Origin of the sequence: Streptomyces sp. CB02009, assembly GCF_001905825.1 — a bacterium.
Lineage (GTDB): Bacteria > Actinomycetota > Actinomycetes > Streptomycetales > Streptomycetaceae > Streptomyces.
Genome location: NZ_LIVV01000009.1, coordinates 12,420 through 32,541, shown reverse-complemented (window position 1 = coordinate 32,541; position 20,122 = coordinate 12,420). Strand labels below are relative to the sequence as shown.

Sequence of the window (20,122 nt, the reverse complement as noted above, 5' to 3'; positions counted from 1 at the left end):
AAGTGCCGGTGTTTCCGGACTACTTGGCGCACACCTGCTTGTCAGCTTGTACCTTCTCGACGTCCGGCGCCTTTACCGGACCGTTGATGGGCACCCCCGCGCCCTTGAAGTCGGCACCGAGAACGAGCGTCATGGGCTCGCGTTCCGCGGCGTCCTGTGTGCCCGGCTTGAGCGCCGTGGCGGCCAGCCCCATCATGTCCGCGAGCTTGCGGGCCTGATCGGCCTGGTTCGGTGCATAGGTGAGCGTCGTCTTCGCCGCCTTCTCAGGGGCGTTGCTCTTGTTGGTGGAGCGGGTGACGCCCTCTTCGTTCTGCAGCCAGTTGATGGTCGACTGGGCCGCGCCCGTGATGCCGCTGCCGTTGAAGACGTCGACGCGTACGTCGACGGCCTCGGCCCGCGCACCCTGGAGGAGCTTCGCCTGGGCCTGCGCCTGGGCGTTCTTGGCGTCCTGCTGCTTCTTCTTCACCTCGGTGAGCGAGGTGTCGGCCTGCATCGCGGCGAAGAGCTGCGGTGCCTGCGTCGGGTGCGGCACCACGGTGATCGGCTTGGGCTCGTCCGGGTTGTCGATGACCGGGAGGGTCGCGAACGCGATGTTCTTCGTGTCGATCCCGGAGAGTTCCCCCGCCAGGTCCTGGAGCTTGCCGAGGGACCCTATGCCCTTGTCGACGGTGAGCGCGTCCGTCGCCGCCTGGGCGAGGTCGTACAGCTTCGTCGGGCTGGTGAGCGTCTCGTTCGACTTCATCTGCCGGATCATCGAACCGAGGAACTGCTGCTGGACCTTGATCCGGTCCAGGTCGCTCTTGTTGCCGAAGCTGGAGCGGGTACGGACGAAGGCGAGCGCCTTCTCCCCCTCGATGACCGACTCGCCGGCCGGCAGCTTGAGGTGCGACTTGGGGTCGTCGACGGCCTTCTCGACGCAGACCTTCACACCGCCGACGGCCGAGGTCAGCTCCTTGACGGCGTTGAAGTCGACCATCATGAAGTGGTCGACGGTCAGGCCGGTCAGCTCCTTGACCGTGCGCATGGTGCAGCCGGGGTCGCGGCCGTCCTGGCCGAGGCTCACGTTGAAGCGGGCCTGCCGCTGGCCGGGGATCGTGAGGATCTGGCCGTCGGGCTGCCGCGTCTGGCACTCGGGGATCGTCGTCATCAGGTCGCGCGGGATGGAGAGCGCCGTGGCGTTCGTCCGGTCCTTGGAGACGTGGAAGAGGATCGTGGTGTCCGCGTGGCCGGGGCTGTTGTTGTCGCCGTAGCCCGAGTTGCCCTCGCCGGTCCGCTTGTCGGTGCCGATGATCAGGACGTTGAAGGCCTCGCCCTTGCGGAAGCCCTTGCTCTCGACGCCCACCGGGTCGACGACGTCGATGTTCCCGTCGAGCTTGTTGTAGAGCACGTACGCGCCGGTCGCGCCGCCGACGAGGACCAGCGCCATCGTGCCGCCGGTCCACAGCAGGACCTTCTTCTTGCGGGACGCGCCCTGCTTGCGCTTGCGGCGGCTCGCGGACGACTCCTTGCCCCGGCCGCCTTCGGGCTCGGAGACCCGTCGGCGGCGCTGGCCGGGCACGGGCGCGTCCACGGACGGCTCGGCGGAGGTGTCGCGCGACGCGGGAGCGGGAACGGTGGATCTACGGGCCCCGGACGCCGCCTGCGGCTGCGACTGCTCAGCGGAGTGGTCCAGTCGCAGTTCGTAGTTGCCCGTCTGCGGGTTGAGCACCCACTGGTCGGCGGGGTCGATCTCGTCCGCCCGTCCACGGCTGTGCGCGTCCACGGTTACTCGAGTCCTCCGTCGGTGCCACGCGAGGCGCCTCCCCCACAGGGCGCCGCTCTCTCGGTCGTTCGATCCTTGGTGAGTGCGACCACGCGGTCGGGGTGCACCGGATCGCGTCACACTATCCGCCCAGTTCAGCGTGGGGCGACGCGCGTGACAAATTCCACGACCCTTACAACCGGGCAATTTGCTCAAACCTCATCCCTCCCCACCCTCCCCTTGGTTCGCCCTTTACTCACCGCTCCCGCGGCCCCCTCCGGCCGCCGCGCTAGGAGCACACGCCTTCCGCCGCGGTCCGCCCCGTGAAGGTCGGCGTCACGGAGGGGGCGGGGGTGTCCGCGTCGTCGGGCTTCCCGTCCGCCCCGTTCCCGGGCGTTCCCGTCCCGTCCTTCTTCCCGTCGTCCGGGGTCACCACGACGGGCCGGTCCTCCCGCAGCTGCTTGAAGAGTTGACTCGCCGCCGGCTGCACCAGTTCGTCCCGGTTCGCGTCGTACGTGTAGGGGCGCCGGGGGACCGTGAGGAACAGCACCTTCTCGGTCGGGATGGCCCGCATCGAACGCGCCAGGTCGTACAGGTCCCGCAGCGAGTCGAGCCCCTGGTCGGTGGTGATCGCCTTGGTGGCCGCGTCCAGGACCGGATAGAGCTTGGTCGGGTTCAGCAGCACCCCGTTGCTCTGCACCTTGTTGACCAGGGCGCCGAGGAACTGCTGCTGGCGGTCCATGCGGTCGGTGTCGCTGCCGTTGCCGATCGACTTCCGGGCCCGTACGAAGCCGAGGGCCTGCTCCCCGTGGAGCGTCTGGCGTCCCGCGGGCAGCTTCAGCTTCGCGTCCGGGTCGTTCACCGGCTCCTTGAGGCAGACCTCCACACCGTCGACGGCGTCCACCATCTTCTTGAAGCCCCGGAAGTCGATCACCATGTGGTGGTCCACCCGGATCCCGGTCAGCTTCTCGACGGTACGGATCGTGCACGCCGTACCGCCGAACTCGAAGGCCCAGTTGAACTGCGCGAACTGCTCACGGGTCCGCGTCCCGTCCGTCCTGCGGCAGCTCGGGATCGTCACCATCAGGTCGCGGGGGACCGAGACGGCCGTCGCGCTCTTCTTCCCCGCCGACAGGTGCAGCAGGATCGTCGTGTCCGAACGCTGGGTGCCCTTGTCCCTGCCGTACTTCCGGTTCCCCTCGCCCGACCGGGTGTCCGAACCGATGAGCAGGATGTTCCGGGCGGCGGACACGACCGCCGGCGGGCGCTCCTTCTCGTACCTCCGGAGCTCGGCGGCGGCGGTGGTGTCCGTGGTGATGTTGCCGTCGAGCTTCCGGTAGAACCACCAGCCGACCCCGGCCGCGGCCAGCACCACCAGCGAGACGCCGAGCGCCGTCCACCGCAGCCAGTGGCGTCGGCGGCGCGGCTCCGGAGCCCCGGGAGCCGTGCCCTCCGCCGCGGTTCCCTCCGCTGCCGGGGGATCCGGTTCGTCGGGCGTACCAGCACGGTCCGTCACGTCTCAGTCCGTCCTTCATGGCGTCGGCGGCGCGCCGGGCGGCCGCCGGTCGTAGGAGGAGACGGCCGAACCCCGCGCATGGTTGTGCGGAAGGAGTCGCCTCCCCCGGCCGATCATGTACCGGACGGGGCGCGGTGACGCGTGGACTCGGCGCGGTGCTAGGCCGAACGAGGACGTACGGGGGTCATCCGGCGCGGTACGGGCGGCCGTACGCCCCCGGCACGGGCGCTGATCCGGTGCCGGGGGCGTAGGGGAGGGAAGGGCCGGAGACGGGTTCGGCGGTGCCGGTCAGACCTCGGTGACCGTGACGCGCTCGCTCTCCGCGCGCTTCGCCAGGGACTCGGGCGACAGCTGGTCCAGGTTCCGGCAGAGGACCACGGAGCCGCCCGCCGCGAGCGGGGCGTACAGGCCCGTGGAGAGGCCCTTCCAGTCGCCGTACCCGAGTCCGGAGAGCAGCCGCGCCCCGGGGGCGATGCCGAGGGCCTCGGCGTCCGCGCGGGCCTCCTCGACGAGGCGCGCCCCACTGCGCTCCGTCCCGTCGACGACGAGCGCGGGAGCACCCGGGTCGACCGGTGCGAAGGGGGCGAACCGGTCGCCCTGGCTCGGCACCTCCACCGCGTAGTCCGCGTACCCGGCGGGCGCCGTGGGGAAGCGGCGGCCCAGCGGGGCGAGGGAGAGCGCGATCCGCTCCCCGGAGCAGGCGAGCCCCGCCTCCAGCGTGTCCGGTCCCGCGACCACCAGGTCCGCGCCGGCCGGGTCGCCGCCCACCTCCGCGGTCACACCGACGGACGAGCAGGCGAGCAGCCAGACGGCCGTCTGCCAGTGCGCGGGCAGCAGCAGCGCGAGCCGGTCGCCGGGCTCGGCGGACAGCTCTCCCTGGAGCAGGTTCGCCGTCTTGGCCACCCAATTGGCGAAGGTGGCGACGGACAATTCCACCCGCTCACCGGTGGCGTCGTCGTAGAAGGTGACCAAGGGGCGGGCGGGGTCCGCGGCGAGCGCGGATCGCAGCAGGTCGGCGGGGGTGCGGTCGCTGGCGTTCACGCCGGACAGCGTACGCGCGCCGCCCCGCCGGGGTCCGCCGTACCGGTGACGCCGTCCACCGGTCGGCCCGACGGGACGCGGGTTTCCCGGCGGGTTCCCGACGCGCGGAACGGCCCCGGGCTACGCACGATCGGCCCATGCGTTGCTCACTCGCCTCCTCGATCGCCGTGACCTGCGCGACGGTCCTCGCCCTGCCGGTCTCTCTCGCCGCTCCCGCGGCGGCCGCGGTGCCATCGGCGCTGGGGCTGCCACCGGCGGCCACCGCGCAGCCACCCGCGCCCGAACTGCCCGGCGCCACGCAGTCCCTGCCCCTGGAGCCGCTCGACGCCGGCGACCGCTCGCTGGGCGGCGGGGCGGACGACGCCGACGTCCAGGGACTCACCCGACGCGACGTCAGACCCTTCTCGCTCGTCGGCGTCGTCTGGGACGACCCGGCGGCCGCCCTGCACGGCGTCGTGCAGGTCCGCACCCGGGCCACCGGCGGCGGCGCCTGGTCGGAGTGGCAGGACGTGGAGACCCACAACGAGGAACACGGCGCCGACCCCGACACCGCCGAAGGCCACGGGCGGGCGCTCAAGGGCTCCACCGCCCCGCTGTGGGTGGGCGACTCGGACGGCGTCGAGATCCGGGTACGGGGGGACGAGCCGCTCCCCGAGGGCCTGCGCCTGGAACTGGTCGACCCGGGCGAGGCCCCGGGCGGAACCCCGGCCCAGGACCCCGCCCAGGAGCCGGAGACGACGGCGACCCCCGCGACCGCGGCCACGGCGGCCGCGGAGGCCGCGGCGGTGACGGCCGTGACGAAGGCCTCGTGGTCCCGCACGACGGCCGGCTCGCTGGCCCTGGCCGGCCTCAGCGCGGCGCAGGCGGCGGTGAGCGGCGTGAACACCCAGCTCGCCCCGTTCGGCTCGGCCTGGATCCCTGCCCTGTCGAAGGAGGCCACGGAGCTCACGCTTCCGTTCGCGCCGGCCCCCGGCGAGGCCCAGGCTCCGCACGTCGCTCCCCACGTCCTCCCGGACGAGGCGCAGGCCCCGGACGAGGCCCAGGCCGCCGAGGCCCAGGCCCCCGCCGAGGCCCAGGCGTCCGAGCAGTTGGCCGCCGCGAAGCCGTACATCGGACCGCGACCCAAGATCATCACCCGTGCGGGCTGGGGCGCCGACGAGCGGATCCGAGAGAAGGGCTTCGTCTACACGAAGACCATCAAGGCCGCCTTCGTGCACCACAGCGCCACCGGCAACAACTACACCTGCGCCCAGGCCCCCTCCGTTCTGCGCAGTATCTACCGCTACCACGTACAGAGCAGTGGATGGCGCGACTTCGGCTACAACTTCGCCGTCGACAAGTGCGGAAACATCTACGAAGGCCGGGCCGGCGGAGTGGCCAAGCCGGTCCTCGGCGCGCACACCCTCGGGTTCAACACCAACAGCATGGGCATCGCCGTCCTCGGCACCTTCACCAAGAGCAACCCGCCGGCCGCCGTCGTGACCGCCGTCGCCCGTCTGACGGCCTGGAAGCTCGGGCTCCACGGGGTGAATCCGAAGGGCTCCGCGTACCTCGTCTCCGGTGGCGGAAACCTGTACAAGAAGGGCAGCACGGTCAAGCTCAACGCCATCGCCGGACACCGCGACGGATTCGCGACGGAGTGCCCCGGAGCCCGCCTGTACGGCAAGCTCGGAACGGCCCGCACCAGCTCCGCGAAATACCAGGGAAGGAGCTGATGGGGTCATCGGGGCAACCATCTGCCTAAACTGACCGGTCATATCGCACGGACGACCGAGACGGGCGAGCCGACGGGCCCCGAACAGGAAGCAGAGACGACAAGGTGACAGAAGCGATCCTCCTGGTCGGTGGCAAGGGAACGAGGCTGCGACCGCTCACGGTCAACACGCCCAAGCCCATGGTTCCGGCGGCCGGCGTCCCCTTCCTGACGCACCAGCTGGCCCGCGCCCGCGCCGCCGGCGTCGAGCACATCGTGCTCGCCACCTCCTACCTGGCCGAGGTCTTCGAGCCGCACTTCGGTGACGGCTCGGCGCTCGGCCTGAGCCTGGAGTACGTCACCGAGGAGGAGCCGCTCGGCACCGGCGGCGCGATACGCAACGTCGCCTCGCGACTCCACTCGGGCCCCGACGACCCGGTCCTGATCTTCAACGGGGACATCCTCACGGGCCTCGACATCCAGGCCCTCGTCGCCACCCACTCCTCCTCCGGCGCGGACGTCTCGCTGCACCTCACCCGGGTCGACGACCCGCGCGCCTTCGGCCTGGTCCCCACGGACGAGACCGGCCGGGTCACGGCCTTCCTGGAGAAGCCGCAGACCCCCGAGGAGATCGTCACCGACCAGATCAACGCCGGCGCGTACGTGTTCCGGCGCTCGGTCATCGACCGCATCCCCGCCGGCCGCCCCGTCTCGGTCGAACGCGAGACCTTCCCGGAACTCCTCTCCGCCGGAGCCCACCTCCAGGGCATGGTCGACTCCACCTACTGGCTCGACCTCGGCACCCCGCAGGCCTTCGTCCGCGGCTCCGCCGACCTGGTCCTGGGCCGCGCCCCCTCCCCGGCCGTCCCGGGCCGCTGCGGCGACCGCCTGGTCCTGCCGTCGGCCCGCGTCGCCCCCGACGCCAAGCTGACCGGCGGCACGGTCGTCGGCGCGGACGCGGTCGTCGGCGAAGGCGCCCGCATCACGGGCTCCACGCTGCTGGCCGGCGCGGTCGTCGAACCGGGCGCGGTGGTCACCGACTCCCTGATCGGTGCGGGCGCCCGCATCGGCGCCCGCACGGTCCTGGCGGGCGCGGTGATCGGCGACGGCGCGCAGGTGGGCCCGGACAACGAACTCCGCGACGGCACGAGGGTCTGGTGCAACGCCACCCTCCCCGCCGCCACCATCCGCTTCTCCTCAGACCAGTAACCCCCGGGTCGGGGCCCCACCCGCCGGCCTGGGCCGGGCAACCCTGCCCAGGCCCAGGGGCGGCCGCCCACCGGCCTGGCCGGGGCTCCAGAGGGCGGCCCACCGGCCTGGCCCGGGCTCCAGAGGGCCGCCCACCGCCCTGGACCGGGCTCCAGAGGGCGGCCACCCGCCTGGCTGCTCCGCCGAGCGCCCACCTGGCACGGGCCACGCCCGCCCCCGCTGGGCTGGGGCGATGCCCACCCCGCCCACCCCCGTTGTGGGACCCGCGGGCCGGACGGAGCCTGCTCTGCTGCGGCGGTGCCCGCCCCCCCCGCCACCCCCGTTGTGGGCAACTGTTCCGCTGGGGCGGAACGGGTGGGCACAACGGAACGGCGCCCGTTGCCGGGCCTAGGCTTCCGCGCCTGGACCCGCACCACAGGTGCGGCGCTGTGGGGGGTGCGGGCCAGGGCGCAAGGGGCGGAGGCGCCGCCAGGGCGCCGTCCCGTGTGCCCACCCGTCCCGCCCTGCGGGACGATTGCCCACACGGCGGGGCGGCGGGCGCAGCCGACGCGACACAGCGCGCGGCGGGCGGAGCACGCGTGGATGTGGCACACGGTGCGTGCCCGCACGACGCAGCGCCAGCCCGCGGCTCACGCGACGCAGCGCGGGCCCAACAGCTCACCCGGCGGCGCCAAGGTCACATCGGCCCGCCCCCCCCGGCACCAAGCCCCCGCCCCCACGGCGGCGCCAAGCCGACCGCCCCACGGCACCAGGCCCGGCCGCACACGGCACCAAGCCCCCACCCCCACCCACAGGGCTACGCTCGTACCCATGGCCGGCCGCTTCAGACCCCCCACCCCCACCACCCGCACCACGTTCCGAGGCGGCCACACCCCCGTACCCCCACCCCCCAACGCCCCCCTCGACCCGGGCTCCGACCCCGACCCCGCCCTCAGCCCCGCTTCCGCCCCCATCCCCGGCCCCGCCCCGGACCTCGGTCTCACCCTCGGCCCCCTCCGCCGCGGCCCCGCCGACCCCACCTTCCGGGTGACCCCCGACGGCTCCGTCTGGCGGGCGAGCCGCACCCCCGAAGGCCCCGGCACGATCCGACTGGCGGCGGTCCGCGACGGGGCGCCCAAGGCTGACGCCTGGGGCCCGGGCGCGACCTGGCTCCTGGACAACGCCCCCGCGCTGCTCGGCTCCGAGGACGACCCCGCCGCCTTCGTCCCCCGCCACAAGCTGGTCCTGGCGTCCCTCCGCCGCCGCCCCGGCCTCCGGCTGACCCGTACGGGCCTGGTCCTGGAGTCGCTGATCCCGACGATCCTGGAGCAGAAGGTCACGGCGACGGAGGCGTACGCCTCCTGGCGGCAGCTCGTACGGACGTTCGGCGAGCCCGCTCCCGGCCCGGCCCCCGAGGGCATGTACGTGATGCCGGACGCGCGGACGTGGACGCGGATCCCGTCATGGGAGTGGCACCGCGCGAACGTCGACGGCAAGCGCTCGGCGACGATCGTCCGCGCGGCCCGGGTCGCGGCCCGTCTGGAGGAGGCCGTCCTCATGGACCCGCCGGCGGCCCGCAGGCGCCTGGAACTGATCCCGGGCATCGGCCCGTGGACGAGCGCGGAGACGATCCAGCGGAGCAACGGCGCCCCGGACGAGGTCACCACCGGCGACCTCCACCTGCCCGGGATCGTCGGCTGGGCCCTGGCGGGCGACCGGGCGGCCGACGACGAGGCGATGCTCGACCTCCTGGCCCCGTACGCGGGCCAACGCCACCGCGCGGTCCGCCTGATCCTCCTCAGCGGCCGGGTCCCGCCCCGCCGGGCCCCCCGCATGGCGCCGGGAGACATCACGCGGATCTAGGGGGTGCCCCGGGGGCGTCCGCCCGCGCGCTACTCGGAGTCCGGGTGCATCTGCACCCACCGACCGCCGACGGACTTCATCTCGACGCCGTAGTACGGCTGAGGGCCGGCCTCCCCGGAGCCGCCCACCCTCGGCCCGGGAACGTTCTTCACGGACTTCGCGGGCTTCGCCACACCCCGACCCCCGCCCGCGGACTTCGCGGACTTCGCGGACTTCGCCCCCCGGCCCCCGCCCACCGCCCCGGCCTTCCCGCGCCCCTGCTCCGCCGCCTTCCGCGCGTCCCGTCTGCGCAGTTCGTCGATGCGGCGGAGCATCTCGGTCCGGCTCATGGGCTTCGGCGGCTTCGGCTTCCGGGCGGCGGCCGCGGCCGCCGCCTCGGCCGCGACCCGGACGGGCACGCCCGTCACCGGCCGGCAGGCGCGGTGCGCCGGCCGGTCGTCTCGGACGAGGACGAGCTTCTTCGGGCTGACCGGCTGCGCGCAGACGACGCACCGCCTCAGCCCCGCAGCACTGGATGTGGACACGGCCCCCCTTGTCGCACGCGGCAGGAGGCGAGAGTAGCGACCCGACCCGTCCCGGGTCAGGTCCTTTCCACTCCACACTCAGGAGAGCCGCCCTACCTCACCTCGACGAACTCCGCAGCCACCCGCGCCTCCCGCTCCCGCGGTTCCCCCGCCGCCCGTCCGATCGCCACCGCGCCCAGGGGGTCCCAGTGGGCCGGCAGGTCGAGGACCTCGCGGACGACGTCCCGGCAGAACATCGTCGAGGACACCCACGCCGAGCCGAGCCGCTCGCCGGCCAGTGCCACCAGGAAGTTCTGGACGCCCGCGCCGGCCGCCACCACGAACATCTCGCGTTCGGCCGTGTCCCGGCGCGGGTCGCCGTAGTGGTGGGAGCCGTCCATGACGAGACAGGGCACCGCCAGGTACGGGGCGTTGCGCAGCACGTCCCCGCGCCGTACCCGCTTCGCGATGGCCTCCTCGGACCGGCCGTCCTGCCGCAGGTCCGCGATCCACGCGTCCCGCATCGCGTCGAGCAGCCGTACCCGCGACTCCGCCGATTCCAGGAGCACGAAGCGCCACGGCGTCGTGTGGTGCGGGGCCGGCGCCGTCAGGGCCGCGGCGACCGCGCGCCGTACCGCTCCCGGGTCGACCGGCTCGTCGGTGAACTCCCGTACGGTCCGCCGCTGCGTCACCGCCTCCCGTACGGCCTCCGACGTGCCCAGCCGGAACATGTCGTCGGCGGCGCCGCGCACCAGCGCCCGCGCCCCCGGCTCCTCGTCCCCGGCCACCACGTGCGGGAGGCCCCGGACGACGGCGACCGGAAGTCCGGTCGCCTTGCCCTTCACCAGGTCGCCCGCGGCGGCGAGTTCGTCCGCCGTGGCGACCACCGTCGCGCTCAGCGGATTGCCGTGCGCGTCGGTTCCGCCGCGCAGGTCGTCGAGGACCCGCACTCCGGCCGCGCCGATCGCCACGTCGGTGAGTCCGCCGCGCCAGGGCCGCCCGAAGGTGTCCGTGACGACGACGCCCACGTCGACGCCGAGCGCGTCGCGCAGCCCCGAACGGATGCGCCGCGCCGAGGCGTCGGGGTCCTCGGGCAGCAACAGGACGGTCCCGGCGGGGGTGTTGGACGCGTCGACGCCGGCGGCGGCCATGACGAGCCCCTGCCGGTTCTCCACGATCCGCAGGGTGCCGCGCCGTGCCACCACCCGTACCGTCTCGGCGTCGATCGCCGCCTCGCGGTCGTCGGCGGCGATCACCCGCCCCTCGGCCTTGCTCACGATCTTGGAGGTGACGAGGAGGACGTCCCCGTCGACGAGCGCGGGCGAGACGGAGGCGATCAGCTTGGCCAGGTCGTCCCCGGCCGTCACCTCGGGCAGTCCGGGCAGTGCCCAGACCCGGTACGAGGGAGCCTCCCGCTCCGGCCCCGCGGCGACCTCGCCAAGGACGACCTCGCCAAGGACGACCGCGTCAGCGGCGGCCCCGTCCGTAGCGGCGGCCCCGTCACCGGCCACCCAGCCCGTAGCGGCCGCCCCGTCCATACCGGCAGCCCCGTCAGCGGCCGCCCCGTCCGTCACATCCGTCACCGCAGCTCCTCCGCGAGCGCCAGCGCCTCCCGTGCCATCGCCGCCGTCGCGTCGACGTCGGTCATCATCAGCGGGACCGCCCGGCAGCGGATGCCCGCCGCCTCGACGTCCTCCACCGCGCCCGCGTCGACGGTGTCGACGAGCCAGCCGCCGAGGAGCTCGGAGCCGTAGTTCCGGGCGACCGCCGCCGCCGTCGCCTCCACGCCGACCGCCGCGAGCACCTTGTCGGCCATCCCGCGCACGGGCGCGTCACCGACGATGGGGGAGAGGCCCACGACGGGCGCTCCGGCCGCGACGATCGCCTCGCGGATCCCGGGAACGGCCAGGATCGTCCCGACGCTGACCACGGGGTTCGACGGCGGGAAGAGGATGACGTCCGCCTCGGCGATGGCGTCCAGGACGCCCGGCGCGGGCTTGGCGGCCTCCGCGCCGACCGGCACGACGGCCTTGGCGTCGACGGAGGCCCGCAGCTTCACCCAGTACTCCTGGAAGTGCACCGCGCGCTGCTCGCCGTCGACCTCGATCGCCACATGCGTCTCGACCCGGTCGTCGGACATGGGGAGGAGGCGTACGCCGGGCTGCCAGCGGGCGCAGAGCGCCTCGGTGACGGCGCTCAGCGGGTAGCCCGCGCCGAGCATCTGGGTCCGGACGATGTGGGTCGCGAAGTCCCGGTCGCCGAGGCCGAACCACTCGGGTCCGACGCCGTACGCCGCGAGTTCCTCCTTGACGGTGAAGGACTCGTCCGTGCGTCCCCAGCCCTGTTCCTCGTTGATGCCACCGCCGAGGGTGTACATCACCGTGTCCAGGTCGGGGCAGACCTTGAGCCCGAAGAGATGGATGTCGTCACCGGTGTTGCCGACGACCGTGATCTCCGCGTCCGGTGCGGCCTGCTTGAGGCCGCGAAGGAAACGGGCACCACCGATACCGCCGGCCAGAACCACAATGCGCATGCGAACAGTCTGTCAGCCGAGGACTGATCGTATGAGGGGTGGTGGCCGGGAACGGGCGCGCGTCAGGCGACGACGGCGTCCGCGGTGAGGGGAGCGCACTGCGCCTGGAGCGACTCGTGCATCGGCATCTCGGTGAGGCCGGGGAAGTAGACGTGCAGGCTGACGGCGGGTTCCAGGGAGTCGTTGACGACCTCGTGGACGTACCCCGGCGCGAACACCCGCTCCGCGCCCGGCGCGAGCACCCGGGTGCCCCGCTCCGTACGCTCCGTCAGTTCGCCCTGCAGGACGGTCAGTACGCCGGAGGAGACGCCGTGGTCGTGGAGCCCGCTGCCCTGGCCGGGAACCCAGGAGAGCAGCCACACCTCGTAGCCCGGGCCGGTGCGCAGCCGGTGGTACCAGCGGGTCGTGGCGTCGTACTCGACGTACGGGGCCCACTGGGCGCGGTCGTCGGCGATCGAGCGCGCCAGGCCGGCGAACTCGGCCACCGTCACGGGGTGGGCGCGCTCGGGCTGGAGGAGGTGCGGGACCTCGAGGATGTCGCCGGCGATCTGAAGGTCGCTGTCCATGTTCATGGGTGGGGTGGTTCCTCAGCAGAAACAGAAGCGGTGGGGGTCACGGAGAGAAGGTGACGCGAGTGACGCAGGGTGACGCTGGGAGAAGAAGCTGGAGCTCTACGGCATCAACAGCTGGGACAGCAACAGCAACAGCGCGCCTGGACAGCGCTGCGGAACCCACGGTCGTGGGTCGCGGAGAGCGCTGCGGTCGCTGGCATGCCACCAAAGGTGGCCGGAACAACACCCGACTGTCAACCCAATGCCCGATTTGGGGGTAATGTTTCACCTCATCCGGTTACAGTGCGCGGAGAAAGGTTTGTTCAGCCGCGGACCAGGACAGATGGCGCTTCAACCGTGCCCGTAAACATGGCGGCGTCCACGTGATGACCACGCTCGGTCACCACGCGGATTCCGGCCGGTCCGTGATCGGACTGTGATCCGGATCGCTTCCATGGCTGGATCGCAACAAGATCCAAGTCTCGGACGTCCTCCCTTGTGAAGGGTCGCGCACGGTGCACCCAGGGCGGTGGCTTGTGTCTCGTTTTTTGGTGATTTGAACACTTTCCGCATACGCTTGGTTCCGCAGAGTGAATACGAGGCCCAATAGCAGATCTCGGCTTGACTCGCGCAGAGCACAAACTTGTAATTTCACTCGTGTCGTTCGGCCGGGTTCGCAACGGCAAGACCACGGGGACGCACAGAACAGACGAGGGGCGCACATGACCGAGTTGTTCCAGGAACTGCTGGTCGAGGACGCGGACGAAGAACTCGGCTGGCAGGAGCGCGCGCTGTGCGCCCAGACCGATCCCGAGTCCTTCTTCCCCGAGAAGGGCGGCTCGACCCGAGAGGCCAAGAAGGTCTGCCTCGCCTGCGAGGTCCGCTCCGAATGCCTCGAATACGCCCTGCAGAACGACGAGCGGTTCGGCATCTGGGGCGGCCTCTCCGAGCGTGAGCGGCGCCGCCTGAAGAAGGCCGCGGTCTGAGTCGCCTCCCGAACCGCTCGAACCGCCCGAACCGCGCGCAGCGCCCCGGGCCCTGCACGAGGCCTCCCCGGCCCGCGCGACACCTCCCGGGCCTCCGCGCTCCGCGGCGCGCACACCGGCATCGCGCGGCGCACCGGGAACGCCCGGTCCACCGGGAGCACGAGGCGCACCGGCACCGCGCGGCGCACCAGGAGCCCCCGGTCCACCGGGACCGCGCGGCGCACCCAGACCGCGCCGCGCGCCAAGAGAACGCGGTCCACCGAGAACGGTCCGCCACCTGTGGTTCACCCCCAGGAGGCGGACCGTTCCGCATGTCAGCGGACGGACGCTCCGCTGCCGGAAGCCGCGCCGTTCCCCCCCGTACCGAGGGAAACTCCGCACGCATCGCAAGAAACCCTTCCTCCCGCTCTGTCCACAGCGGCGGCGGACCGCTCCGCGTGCAGCCGTTAGTGTGGGCCTCCGTCCGAGACGCTTCCCACGCCCCCCGCGGGGCGACCCCGGCCGGAGGGCCCGTAGCTCGATGTCCTCAACTCCTGAGTTTCCGCGACACGTCGTCACCGCCGTGCTCGTCACCCACGACGGCGCCCGCTGGCTGCCGGACGCCCTCGCCGGGCTGCTCGCCCAGGAACGCCCCGTGCAGAACGTGGTCGCCGCCGACACCGGCAGCGCCGACGACTCGGCGCAGCTCCTCGCCGACGGCATCGGCGCCGACCGCGTCCTCCACCTCGCCCGCCGCACCGGCTTCGGTGCCGCCGTCGAGGAGGCCGCCCGCACGGCGCCCGTGCTCGGACCCGAGGACCTCCCCTACCTGAAGCGCCCCAGCGGCTGGGACCCGGTCAGCCGGAGCTGGAACGACGAGGCGTACGACCTCCCCGAACTCCCGCACGGCGAACCGGTCCAGTGGCTCTGGCTGCTCCACGACGACTGCGCCCCCGAGCCCGGCGCCCTCGCCGAACTCCTGCGCGTCGCCGACTCCGACGCGGACGCCGCCGTCATCGGCCCCAAACTGCGCGGCTGGTACGACCGGAAGCAGCTGCTCGAGACCGGCGTCTCCATCGCCCGCAGCGGCCGCCGCTGGACCGGACTCGACCGCCGCGAGCAGGACCAGGGCCAGCACGACCAGGTCCGCTCCGTCCTCTCCGTCTCCACCGCCGGCATGCTCGTCCGCCGCGACGTCTTCGAGGAGCTCGGCGGCTTCGACCGCCGCCTGCCCCTCATGCGCGACGACGTCGACCTGTGCTGGCGCGCCCACTCCGCGGGCCATCGCGTCCTGATCGCCCCCGACGCCGTCCTCCGGCACGCCGAGGCCTCCGCCCGCGAGCGCCGCACCGTCGACTGCGCGGGACGCACCGCGGCCAACCCGCACCGCGTCGACAAGGCCGGCGCCGTCTACACCCTCCTCGCCAACAGCCGCGGCGCCGCCCTCCCGTACGTCTTCGTCCGGCTGATCGTCAGCACCCTGCTCCGTACCCTCGCCTACCTCGTCGGCAAGGTCCCCGGGCAGGCCGTCGACGAGGTCATGGGCCTCCTCGCCACCCTGCTGCGCCCCGAGAAGATCCTCGCCGCCCGCAGGCGCCGCAAGAACCCCGCCGTCCCGGCGAACGAACTCCGCCCGCTGTTCCCGCCGCCCGGCGCCACCGTCCGCGCAGCCGTCGAGCAGTTCACCGCCAACTTCGGCGGCTCCGAGGCCGATTCCGGCGGCTCCCGCCACGGAGTCGTCGAGTCAGGACCCGGCGGAGACGACGCCGACTACCTGGAAGTCGAGCAGTTCGCCCGGCTCAAGAAGGTCGCCCGCAAGCCCGGCCCGCTCCTCTTCGCCCTCCTGCTGCTCATCTCCCTGGTCGCCTCCCGCAACCTCTTCGCCGGCGGCTCGCTGGCCGGCGGCGCCCTGCTGCCCGCGCCCGACACCGTCTCCGAACTGTGGTCGCGGTACGCCGACGGCTGGCACGCCCTCGGCACCGGCGGCACCCAGACCGCCCCGCCGTACCTCGCCGTCCTGGCCGCGCTCTCCGCGCTCTTCCTCGGCTCCACCTCCACCGCGCTGACCCTGCTGCTCGTCTGCTCGGTCCCGCTCGCCGGCTTCACCGCGTACTTCGCGGCCCGCGGCATCGTCGAGTCCCGGCTCCTGCGCGCCTGGGGCGCCATCGCCTACGCGTTCCTGCCCGCCGCCACCGGGGCCCTCGCCACCGGCCGGCTCGGCACCGCGGTCCTCGCGATCCTGCTGCCGCTCATGGCCCGCGCCGCCGTCGCCGCCCACGGCTTCAACCGGCCGGACCGGGGCAGCTGGCGCGCCACCTGGGCGTACACCTTCCTGCTGACCTTCGCCACCGCGTTCACCCCGGTCGTCTGGCCGCTCGCGGTCCTCCTCGGCCTCGGCGTGCTCGTCGTCCGGCGCTCCGACATCACCGCCTACGGGCTGCGCTTCCTGGCCGCCGTCGGCACCCCGCTCCTCGTCCTCGCGCCCTGGTCGCTGACCCTGCTCACCGAGCCGGCGGCGTTCCTGCGCGAGGCGGGACTCGACATCCGTACGGGCACGGCCACCGCGCTCGACCTGCTCGGCACCAGCCCCGGCGGCCCCGGCACCACCGGCGGCCTCCTGCTGGCCGGCCTCGTCCTCGCCGGCCTGGCCGGGCTGCTGCGCGAGGAGCGGCAGCTCGCCGTCCGCGCCGCCTGGGCCGCCGGCCTCGCCGGCCTCCTCTTCGCCGCCCTGTCCAACGGCGCGGGCGGCACCGGCTGGGCCGGCCCCGCCACCCTCGTCTACGGCGCCGCCCTCATCGCCGCCGGCATGATCGGCGCCGAGGGCGGCCGCACCCGCGTCGCCGCCCACGGCTTCGGCTGGCGCCAGCCCGTCGCCGCCCTGATCGCCCTCGCCTGCGCCGTCGGCCCCGCCGTCGCCGCCGCCGGCTGGATGATCGCCGGCGCCGACGGCCCGCTGACCCGGCGCGACCCGGTCCAGGTCCCGGCCTTCGTCGCCGAGGAGTCCGGCACCCGCGACCAGCCCCGCACCCTGGTCCTCGGCGGCACCTCGCCCGGCGAGGTCACGTACACCCTGGTCCGCGGCTCCGGCGCCCGCCTCGGCGACGCCGAACTCAACGCGGCCGCCGAGGACGACCCCCGTCTCGACGACGTCGTCGCCCACCTGGTCGCCGGCTCAGGCGCCGACCAGACCGAGCAGCTCAGCGGCTACGCGATCCGCTACGTCCTGGTACGCGACGGGGCACCGCGCCAGATGAGCCGCGTCCTCGACTCCACCCCCGGACTCAGCCGGCTCAGCCAGCTCGACGGCAGCGCGCTCTGGCGCGTGGACCGCGACATCGCCCGCGTCATGATCGTCCCGCCCGCGGCGAAGACCGCGGACGGCGCGACCCAGGGGACCGCCGACTCCGCGAAGCCGCCGACCGCGCCGGTCGCCGTCGCCGCCGGCCCCGTCGAGGCGCACACCGAGATCCCGGCCGGCCCCGCCGGCCGCGTCCTGCGCCTCGCCGACCGCGCCGACGAGGGCTGGACCGCCACCCTCGACGGCAAGGAGCTGACGCCCACCACCGTCGACGGCTGGGCCCAGGGCTTCGAACTCCCCGCCCAGGCCGGCCGCCTCGACCTCACACACGACCAGCCCCTCACCCACACCGCGTGGATCTGGGCCCAGGTCGGCCTCGCCGTCGTCCTCCTCGTCCTCGCCCTGCCCGGCCGGCGCCGCGAGATCGACGACGACCTGCCCGAGGAGGAGCTCGCGATCCCCGCCCAGGCGACCGAGGGCGACGGCCGCCGCGCCCGCCGGCTGCGCGCCGCCGCGGAGGCCGAGTCGGAGGGCGAGACCGTCGAGGGCGGCCAGGACCCGGCGCCCGAGACCACCGCGATCCCGGAGCAGCAGTCCCAGGAGCCCCAGGAGTGGGACGGCTACGACCCGGCGTACGCCCAGGCCCAGGAACAGCCGCAGGGCGGCCACCAGGAGCCCCAGCCCCAGGCGTACGCCGAGCAGGGCTACTACCAGGAGTACGCGGCCGACCCGTACCAGCAGCAGCCGTACGCGTACCCCCAGCAGGGCTACGACCAGCAGCCTCCGCCGTACGACCCGCAGCAGCCGTACGCCGACCAGGGCTACGAGCAGCAGCCGTACGACCCCCAGCAGGCGCAGTACGGCGGCCAGGGCTACGAGCAGCAGCCGTACGACCCGCAGCAGTACGACCCGTACACCTACGGCTACGGGCACCCCCAGGGCCACGAGACCGAGCAGCGTCCCGACGGGAGCAGCAACCAGTGAAGCGCACGACCCTCTCCCTGATCGCGGGCGCCACGGCGCTCGCCGCCGTCACCGGCTTCGCGTCGCTCTCCGCCCCGGACGGCGCCGCCGCCCCCCGGGCCGCGGCGCCCACCCGGCTGCCGGTCGAGCGCGCGGGCCTGGCCTGCCCGGTGCCCAGCACCTCCGAGGTGGCCGAGACCCTCTACACCTCGTACACCCCGCTCAGCGGCGGCGGTACGGCCCCGGCGAAGGGCGGCACGGGCGGTGCCGACAAGCCCGCCGCCACCGCCCAGCTGCGGCCCGCCGCGAGCACGTCGACCTCCGGCGGCACCGCCAAGGGCGGCAAGAAGGCGAAGCCCCCGAAGGCCCCCGCCACCGTCACCGCCCCCGGCAAGCCCGTCACGGCCGAGGCGAACGGCCCCGCGGCCCCCGCCCTCGCGGGTGCGGCGAGCGGCATCCTCGCCCCCGGCTGGACCGTCCAGCAGACCACCGTCGTCCCGGCGGGCGGCGCCCGCGGCCTCCTCGGCCTCAGCTGCGGCGCACCCGACACCGACTTCTGGTTCCCCGCGGCCTCCACCGCCAAGGAACGCCAGGACTACGTCCACCTCACCAACCCGGACGACACGGCCGCCGTCGCCGACATCGAGCTGTACGGCCCCGAGGGCGTCCTCAAGTCCCAGTTCACCGAGGGCATCCCGGTCCCGGCCCGGTCCACGGTCCCCGTCCTGCTCTCCACCCTCACGGGCGAGGCCGCGCAGCAGTCCGTCACCGTCCACGTCACCACCCGCAGCGGCCGGGTCGGCGCGGCCATCGCCTCCGCCGACGAGAAGCTCGGCAGCGACTGGATCGCGCCCTCGGCCGACCCGGCGAGCACGGCCGTGCTCCCCGGCATCCCGGCCGACGCCACCTCCGTACGCCTGGTGGCGTTCGTCCCGGGCGAGGACGACGCCGACCTGAAGATCCAGCTGGTCACCCAGAGCGGCACGATCGTCCCGGCGAGCGCCCGCTCCCTGCACGTGAAGTCGGGGATGACGGCCGCCGTCGACCTGCCGGACCTCACCCGCGGCGAGGTGGGCTCGCTGATGCTGAGCCCGAGCGACCCGAAGAAGGCCGCCCCGGTCGTGGCCGCCCTCCGGGTGGTCCGCGGCAAGGGCGACGACACCGAGGTCGCCTTCGTACCGGCGACCGGGGCGGTCTCCGCCCGCGCGACGGTCGCCGACAACCGGGCCAAGGGGACGACGCTGGCCCTGACCGCCGTCGGCGCGGCGGCGCAGGTGAAGGTCACCGCCTCGGCGGGCTCCGGCGGGGGGACGCCCGTGACGAAGACGGTCACGGTCAAGGAAGGCACGACGACGGCCGTGCCGGACCTGGTCCCCGAGGGCCTGAAGGGCTCCTACGCGCTGACCGTCGAACCGGTCTCGGGCGGCAAGGTGTACGCGGCGAGGACGCTGGCGGTGCCGCTGGACGGCACGCCGATGTTCACGGTCCAGACCTTCGTCGACGACCGGGGCACGGTCGAGGTCCCGTCGGCCCGCCAGGACCTGGGGGTCCTGGACTAAGGGCGGGGCGGGGCGAGCGGCGCGGGCGTTACGGGCGGGGGCCACGGCCACCGGCCGGCCCGCCCCCCGCTGTCTCGCCGCCCGTACGGGGAAGCGCGGCGCGCGGAGGAGCCGGGGTCGGGGTCAGTCCTGCCCGTACCGCGGATCGACCGACTCGGGGGAGAGCCCGAGCAGCTCGGCGACCTGCTCCACGACGACCTCGTGGACGAGGAGCGCCCGCTCGTCCCGGTTCTTGGAGCGGATCTCGACCGGCCGCCGGTAGACGACCACCCGGGCGGGATCGTTCTTCTCGGCGGCAGCCGAGCCGCCCAGCGGCACCGTCTCGCCCGGCACCGTCGGCGGCACCTCCATCACGAGGAACTCGACGTCGGCGAGCTGCGGCCAGCGCCGCTCCAGACGCTCCACCGAGTCGAGGACGAGATCGCGGAAGGTGTCGGCCCGGCTCGCGGAGAGCGGCACCTGGGGCGGCGCGACCGGTCCCCGCATCCCGCGGCCGTGCCGGTCGCGGCGACGGACCCGGGGCTCCGCCGGGGGCTCCGTGGAGGGGTGCGGGGGGCTCGGCGGCACAGGACTGTCCATCACTGACGCAGCGTAACCCCCATCGGTGCCCGCGCACCGTGGCGCGTCCTCGCCACTTCCCGGGGGTCCGGGCGGCACCACCCCACGCCCTGTCGAAACCTGAACGTTCCGGCCATCCGGCCGAGCGAT

Annotated in this window: 14 protein-coding genes; 6 read left to right on the top strand and 8 right to left on the bottom strand. The window is 73.8% G+C overall.

Going from position 1 to position 20,122, the window contains the following annotated elements; translation table 11 throughout:
* Positions 1-19 precede the first annotated feature (19 nt).
* The 3 genes from AMK27_RS30795 to AMK27_RS30785 form a co-directional block, all read right to left on the bottom strand.
* Positions 20-1,762: an LCP family protein gene (locus AMK27_RS30795; protein ID WP_073915583.1), complete on the bottom strand. Its 1,743-nt coding sequence runs from the start codon at positions 1,760-1,762 to the stop codon at positions 20-22.
* Positions 1,763-2,030: 268 nt separating this feature from the next.
* On the bottom strand, positions 2,031-3,257 hold the full coding sequence (locus AMK27_RS30790; protein ID WP_073915580.1) for an LCP family protein: 1,227 nt from the start codon (positions 3,255-3,257) through the stop codon (positions 2,031-2,033).
* A gap of 288 nt (positions 3,258-3,545) precedes the next feature.
* Positions 3,546-4,298 (bottom strand): TIGR03089 family protein, encoded by a 753-nt coding sequence (locus AMK27_RS30785; protein WP_073915577.1) that lies wholly within the window; start codon positions 4,296-4,298, stop codon positions 3,546-3,548.
* Positions 4,299-4,435: 137 nt separating this feature from the next.
* Between AMK27_RS30785 and AMK27_RS30780 the strand changes: the two genes are divergently transcribed.
* From AMK27_RS30780 to AMK27_RS30770, 3 genes are all read left to right on the top strand, one after another.
* On the top strand, positions 4,436-6,013 hold the full coding sequence (locus AMK27_RS30780) for a peptidoglycan recognition protein family protein (RefSeq protein WP_073915574.1): 1,578 nt from the start codon (positions 4,436-4,438) through the stop codon (positions 6,011-6,013).
* Between the two features lie 104 nt (positions 6,014-6,117).
* Complete coding sequence (locus AMK27_RS30775) at positions 6,118-7,200, top strand: nucleotidyltransferase family protein (RefSeq protein WP_073915571.1); 1,083 nt, start codon at positions 6,118-6,120, stop codon at positions 7,198-7,200.
* 810 nt (positions 7,201-8,010) lie between these two features.
* The gene (locus tag AMK27_RS30770; protein ID WP_073915568.1) at positions 8,011-9,042 is read left to right on the top strand and encodes a DNA-3-methyladenine glycosylase family protein; all 1,032 of its coding nucleotides are present in this window, start codon (positions 8,011-8,013) and stop codon (positions 9,040-9,042) included.
* Positions 9,043-9,071: 29 nt separating this feature from the next.
* Here the strand turns inward: AMK27_RS30770 and AMK27_RS30765 are convergent, their stop codons facing one another.
* The 4 genes from AMK27_RS30765 to AMK27_RS30750 form a co-directional block, all read right to left on the bottom strand.
* Positions 9,072-9,566, bottom strand: a complete 495-nt coding sequence (locus AMK27_RS30765) for a hypothetical protein (protein WP_073915563.1) — start codon at positions 9,564-9,566, stop codon at positions 9,072-9,074.
* A 92-nt stretch (positions 9,567-9,658) separates the two neighbouring features.
* Positions 9,659-11,083 carry a coenzyme F420-0:L-glutamate ligase gene (locus tag AMK27_RS30760; RefSeq protein ID WP_073915559.1) on the bottom strand — a complete coding sequence of 475 codons (1,425 nt, stop codon included), beginning with the start codon at positions 11,081-11,083 and terminating at the stop codon, positions 9,659-9,661.
* A 41-nt stretch (positions 11,084-11,124) separates the two neighbouring features.
* On the bottom strand, positions 11,125-12,078 hold the full coding sequence (cofD, locus tag AMK27_RS30755) for a 2-phospho-L-lactate transferase (protein WP_073915555.1): 954 nt from the start codon (positions 12,076-12,078) through the stop codon (positions 11,125-11,127).
* A gap of 62 nt (positions 12,079-12,140) precedes the next feature.
* Positions 12,141-12,650: a cysteine dioxygenase gene (locus AMK27_RS30750; protein WP_073915552.1), complete on the bottom strand. Its 510-nt coding sequence runs from the start codon at positions 12,648-12,650 to the stop codon at positions 12,141-12,143.
* A gap of 701 nt (positions 12,651-13,351) precedes the next feature.
* On the opposite strand from AMK27_RS30750, the gene AMK27_RS30745 reads away from it, so the two are divergent.
* The 3 genes from AMK27_RS30745 to AMK27_RS30735 all read left to right on the top strand — a co-directional run bounded on the left by AMK27_RS30745 (position 13,352) and on the right by AMK27_RS30735 (position 19,414).
* On the top strand, positions 13,352-13,615 hold the full coding sequence (locus tag AMK27_RS30745; RefSeq protein WP_015033978.1) for a WhiB family transcriptional regulator: 264 nt from the start codon (positions 13,352-13,354) through the stop codon (positions 13,613-13,615).
* 520 nt (positions 13,616-14,135) lie between these two features.
* A complete protein-coding gene (locus AMK27_RS30740; RefSeq protein ID WP_073915549.1) occupies positions 14,136-17,876 on the top strand; it encodes a glycosyltransferase family 2 protein in 3,741 nt (1,246 codons plus the stop codon).
* Positions 17,873-19,414: a DUF5719 family protein gene (locus tag AMK27_RS30735; protein WP_073915546.1), complete on the top strand. Its 1,542-nt coding sequence runs from the start codon at positions 17,873-17,875 to the stop codon at positions 19,412-19,414. Before AMK27_RS30740 ends, AMK27_RS30735 begins: the two co-directional genes overlap by 4 nt.
* A gap of 123 nt (positions 19,415-19,537) precedes the next feature.
* On the opposite strand, the gene AMK27_RS30730 is transcribed toward AMK27_RS30735, so the two are convergent.
* On the bottom strand, positions 19,538-19,993 hold the full coding sequence (locus tag AMK27_RS30730; protein WP_073915543.1) for a metallopeptidase family protein: 456 nt from the start codon (positions 19,991-19,993) through the stop codon (positions 19,538-19,540).
* Positions 19,994-20,122: the final 129 nt, after the last annotated feature.

Excerpts from the sequence above, each read along its gene's own strand:
- AMK27_RS30780 (WP_073915574.1), top strand. The coding sequence starts at position 4,436 with ATGCGTTGCTCACTCGCCTCCTCGATCGCCGTGACCTGCGCGACGGTC.
- AMK27_RS30770 (WP_073915568.1), top strand. The coding sequence starts at position 8,011 with ATGGCCGGCCGCTTCAGACCCCCCACCCCCACCACCCGCACCACGTTC.
- AMK27_RS30760 (WP_073915559.1), bottom strand. The coding sequence starts at position 11,083 with ATGGACGGGGCGGCCGCTACGGGCTGGGTGGCCGGTGACGGGGCCGCC.
- cofD (WP_073915555.1), bottom strand. The coding sequence starts at position 12,078 with ATGCGCATTGTGGTTCTGGCCGGCGGTATCGGTGGTGCCCGTTTCCTT.
- AMK27_RS30750 (WP_073915552.1), bottom strand. The coding sequence starts at position 12,650 with ATGAACATGGACAGCGACCTTCAGATCGCCGGCGACATCCTCGAGGTC.
- AMK27_RS30745 (WP_015033978.1), top strand. The coding sequence starts at position 13,352 with ATGACCGAGTTGTTCCAGGAACTGCTGGTCGAGGACGCGGACGAAGAA.
- AMK27_RS30740 (WP_073915549.1), top strand. The coding sequence starts at position 14,136 with ATGTCCTCAACTCCTGAGTTTCCGCGACACGTCGTCACCGCCGTGCTC.
- AMK27_RS30730 (WP_073915543.1), bottom strand. The coding sequence starts at position 19,993 with ATGGACAGTCCTGTGCCGCCGAGCCCCCCGCACCCCTCCACGGAGCCC.